Below are 4,151 nucleotides of genomic sequence, written 5' to 3'. Positions count from 1 at the left end.
GCGGAGCCCCCCGACGGCAGGCCTCGCGGGTCCCCCGGGTCTCCCCGACCCCCGCCGTCTCGCGCGTCTCCCAGCTCGAACCCATGACTACCCCTGCGAACGCGCAGTTGTCGGAGCAAGTCCGAGCGCGCGGTAGATCTCCAGGGTCGACGTTGACCGGTTCAGCGTGTAGAAGTGCAGGCCCGGCGCACCGCCGTCGAGCAGCGTCGAGCACAGCTCGGTGGCCACCTCGATACCGATCCGGCGCACCTCCGCCGGGTCGTCGGCCACCGTCTGCAGCCGCTCCGCCAACGCCGGCGGGAAGACCGCACCGGAGAGCTCGGAGAAGCGCTGGATCTGGCCGAGGTTGGTGACCGGCATGATCCCCGGCAGGATCGGGATCGTGCAGCCGTGCGCGGCCGCCCGGTCGACCAGCCGGAAGTAGTCGTCGGCGTCGAAGAAGAACTGGGTCACCGCGAAGTCCGCACCGGCCGCCGCTTTGAGTGCGAGGTGCTTGGCGTCGGAGTCGAGGTCGGACGATTCGGGGTGGCCCTCGGGGAACGCGGCAACACCGACGCAGAACGTGCCGAGCTCACGCAGCAGCCGGACCAGTTCGTCGGCGTGCTCGAGTCCGTCCGGGTGCGGCTCCCACGGCGTGCCCGCTCCGCCCGGCGGGTCACCGCGCAGCGCGAGCACGTTGCGGATCCCGGCCGCGGCGAAGGTGCCGATCACCGAGCGCAGGTCGGCCCGCGAGGAGCTGACGCAGGTCAGGTGCCCCACCGCGGTGAGGGTGGTGTCGGTGGCGATCCGCTCCACGATCCGGACCGTGCGGTCGCGGGTGGATCCGCCCGCGCCGTAAGTGACGGAGACGAAGGTCGGGGCCAGCGGCTCCAGCTGACGGATCGTCTCGAACAGGGTCCGTTCGCCCTCGTCGGTCTTGGGCGGGAAGAACTCGAACGAGTACGACCGCCCCCCGGCCGCGAGGAGGTCACGGATGGTGGCGCCGAGCGTGGACCCCGCGGCTCGCGGGTCGGATCCGGTCGTCATAGTGGACCCAGGCTAGCGATTTACCGTGCGCACTACCCATCGGTATTGCCGCCGTGACCTGCACCACTGTCCGCAGCACCGGCCCCGCGCCGGCAGAGCAAGAGACGGAGAACCCCGGCATGACCTCCGCCGAGCCGGACCCGGCGCACCTGCGCGAGCGGGTCCAGGGCCGGTTGACGGGGTTCCTCACAGATCGTGGCCGGGCGGTGGCGGAGCTCGGCCCGGAGCTGGCCGCCCCGATGACCGTGCTCGCCGACCTGACCGTCGGCGGGAAGCTGCTGCGGCCGGCGTTCTGCTACTGGGGCTACCGCGCCGCGGGCGCGCCGGACGGCGAGGAGATCGTCACCGCGGCCGCCGCCCTGGAACTGCTGCACGTGAGCGCGCTGATCCACGACGACGTGATGGACGACTCCGACCGTCGCCGCGGCCGCCCGTCGGCGCACCGGCAGTTCACCGAGCTGCACCGGAGCGCCGGGTGGGCCGGCTCGGCCGAGGGCTTCGGTCATGGCGCCGCCATCCTGCTCGGGGACCTGGTGCTGGGCTGGGCGGATGAGTTGCTGCGCAGCTGCGGCCTGCCCGCAGAGCGGGTGGCCGCCGCCATGGCAGTGTTCGAGGCGATGCGCACCGAGGTGATGGGCGGTCAGTACCTCGACCTGGTCGCGCAGGCAGCCGGAGACGACGACGCCCTGGCCCGCGCGATGCGGGTGCTGCGCTTCAAGACCGCGAAGTACTCCGTCGAGCGCCCGCTGCAGCTCGGCGCCACCCTGGCCGGCGGCTCTTTCGCCCTGGTGCAGGCCTTCACCGCCGTCGGGATCCCGCTGGGCGAGGCCTTCCAACTGCGCGATGACGTGCTGGGCGTCTTCGGCGACCCCGAGCGGACCGGCAAGCCGGCCGGCGACGACCTGCGCGAGGGCAAGCGCACCGTGCTGGTCACCACCGCGCTGGCTACTGCCGACACAGCGGACCGGGCCACGATGGACGCCCTGCTCGGCAACCCGCACCTTGACGCGAACGGCGTGGCCCGCCTGCGCTCGATCCTGGTCGCCAGCGGCGCGCTCGATGAGGTGGAAAAGCTCATCGAGCGCCTGGCCGCAGAGGCCGAGGACGCCCTGGCGGCGGCGCCGATCGAAGATCCGACGGCCCGTCAGGTCCTGGCCGATCTTGTGGTCGCCGCCACCCAACGCCACGAGTGACCGCCCCGCCGCCCATGAGCAAGCGCTGATGAAAACCGTCACCGGCCCGACCCAGCGGGTTGTGGTGGTCGGCGCCGGCCTCGCCGGGCTGTCCGCCGCGCTGCGCCTGGCCGGAGCGGGCCGCGAGGTCGTGCTCCTCGAGCGCGAAACAGTCCCGGGCGGGCGCGCCGGCCGGCTCGAGCGGGACGGCTACACCTTCGACACCGGACCGACCGTGCTGACCATGCCGGACCTGGTCGCCGACGCACTGGACTGCGTCGGCGAGCGCCTCGAGGACTGGCTGGACCTGCAGCCCCTGTCCCCGGCCTACCGGGCCCGCTTCGCCGACGGGTCCGCCCTCGACGTGCACACCGACCCCGAGGCGATGGCCGTCACGATCGGGGAGCTGTGCGGGCCGGCCGAGGCCGACGGCTACCGCCGGATGGTGGGCTGGCTGCACAAGCTCTACCGCTACGAGATGCGCGACTTCATCGACCGCAACGTCGATTCCCCGCTCGACCTTCTCACCCCGAACCTGGCGCGCCTCGTCGCGGCCGGCGGCTTCGGTCGGCTGGCCCCGGCCGTCGGGCGGTTCCTGCAGGACGAGCGCACCCGTCGGGTGTTCACCTTCCAGGCGATGTACGCCGGCCGCTCCCCGTACGACGCGCTCGCGCTGTACGCGGTGATCTCCTACATGGACACCGTCGCCGGCGTGTACTTCCCCCGCGGCGGGATGCACGCCCTGCCCACCGCGCTGGCCGGCGCCGCGGTCAAGCACGGCGTCGATCTGCGGTGCGGCACCGAGGTGACCCGCGTCGAGCAGGTCGGGGGCCGCGCGGTCGCGGTGCACACCGCGGACGGCGAGCGGATCGCCTGCGACGCCCTGGTGCTCACCCCGGACCTGCCGACGGCCTGGCACACCCTGCTCGGCGGCGGCCCGCGACGGCTGGATCGCCTGCGCTACTCCCCCTCGTGCGTGCTCCTGCTGGCCGGGTCCCGGACCGCCTACCCCGACCGGGCCCACCACGAGATCACCTTCGGAACCGCCTGGCGGGAGACCTTCTCCGAGGTGATCGACGCCGGCCGGCCGATGTCCGACCCCTCGTTCCTGGTCACTACCCCGACCGCGTCGGACCCCGGGCTGGCCCCGGCCGGCCGGCACGCCTACTACGTCCTCTTCCCCAGCCCCAATCTGACGGGCGATCAGGACTGGACCGACGGCTACGTCGAGCACATGATGGACACCCTGGAGGCCCGCGGGTATCCCGGGTTCGCCGACGGGATCGAGGTCCGCGAGGTGACCACGCCGGCCGATTGGGCGGCCCGGGGTATGGCGGCCGGCACCCCGTTCGCGGCGGCGCACTCCTTCGGCCAGACCGGCCCGTTCCGCCCCCGCAATCTCGCCCGCGGCTGGGAGAACGTGGTCTTCGCCGGCTCCGGCACGGTCCCCGGCGTCGGCGTGCCCTGCGTGCTGATCTCGGGTCGGCTGGCCGCCGAGCGGATCACCGGCCCGGACCCGGGGTATCGCTCGCGCGCCTGGCCCTGATCCGTGCCAAGGTGGGGGCATGAACGAGAACGAGACCGACGAGTCCACCGAAGAGCCGGCCGAGGACGTCTTCGCCGGCGACGACCCGAAAGCGAAGTTCCGCGAGGCGCTGGCCCGCAAGACCGGTAGCCAGGGCCAGGGCGGCGGGGAAGCCGGCGCGTCCAAGGTCGGCTCCGCGCACGGCCCGGCCAAGGCGCAGCGCACCTTCCGCCGCAAGTCCGGCGGCTGACGCCAAGGGCTCATTGACCCCCGAAAGCGCATCACAGCACGCGGATCTTGCTATCCGACGTGGCGTAGTGCGCTTTCGGGGGTCTGTGCTACCTGCGTCGGGTCAGGCCGTCGGGCGGGGGCGGACCACGGCGGCGAGACCGGCGGCGACCGCGGCCTGGCCGGCGGCGTTCGGGTGC

Annotated in this window: 4 protein-coding genes; 3 read left to right on the top strand and 1 reads right to left on the bottom strand. The window is 73.1% G+C overall.

The annotated features are described in order from the left end of the window. Positions 1 to 87 precede the first annotated feature (87 nt). Complete coding sequence (gene metF, locus H0X00_RS22075; protein ID WP_293774895.1) at positions 88 to 1,026, bottom strand: methylenetetrahydrofolate reductase [NAD(P)H]; 939 nt, start codon at positions 1,024 to 1,026, stop codon at positions 88 to 90. A gap of 119 nt (positions 1,027 to 1,145) precedes the next feature. Between metF and H0X00_RS22070 the strand changes: the two genes are divergently transcribed. From H0X00_RS22070 to H0X00_RS22060, 3 genes are read left to right on the top strand one after another with little or no spacing between them, the layout of a single operon-like run. Next, a complete protein-coding gene (locus H0X00_RS22070) occupies positions 1,146 to 2,219 on the top strand; it encodes a polyprenyl synthetase family protein (protein ID WP_293774892.1) in 1,074 nt (357 codons plus the stop codon). 28 nt (positions 2,220 to 2,247) lie between these two features. Further along, positions 2,248 to 3,744, top strand: a complete 1,497-nt coding sequence (crtI, locus tag H0X00_RS22065; RefSeq protein ID WP_293774890.1) for a phytoene desaturase family protein — start codon at positions 2,248 to 2,250, stop codon at positions 3,742 to 3,744. A 19-nt stretch (positions 3,745 to 3,763) separates the two neighbouring features. Continuing rightward, a complete protein-coding gene (locus tag H0X00_RS22060; RefSeq protein ID WP_293774887.1) occupies positions 3,764 to 3,973 on the top strand; it encodes a DUF5302 domain-containing protein in 210 nt (69 codons plus the stop codon). Positions 3,974 to 4,151: the final 178 nt, after the last annotated feature.

This window comes from Sporichthya sp., from assembly GCF_013815995.1.
Classification (GTDB): domain Bacteria; phylum Actinomycetota; class Actinomycetes; order Sporichthyales; family Sporichthyaceae; genus Sporichthya.
This window is presented reverse-complemented; position numbering and strand designations above follow the sequence as displayed.

Bases quoted from the DNA above. Each gene is read 5' to 3' on its own strand.
- metF (WP_293774895.1), bottom strand. From the start codon at position 1,026: ATGACGACCGGATCCGACCCGCGAGCCGCGGGGTCCACGCTCGGCGCC.
- H0X00_RS22070 (WP_293774892.1), top strand. From the start codon at position 1,146: ATGACCTCCGCCGAGCCGGACCCGGCGCACCTGCGCGAGCGGGTCCAG.
- crtI (WP_293774890.1), top strand. From the start codon at position 2,248: ATGAAAACCGTCACCGGCCCGACCCAGCGGGTTGTGGTGGTCGGCGCC.
- H0X00_RS22060 (WP_293774887.1), top strand. From the start codon at position 3,764: ATGAACGAGAACGAGACCGACGAGTCCACCGAAGAGCCGGCCGAGGAC.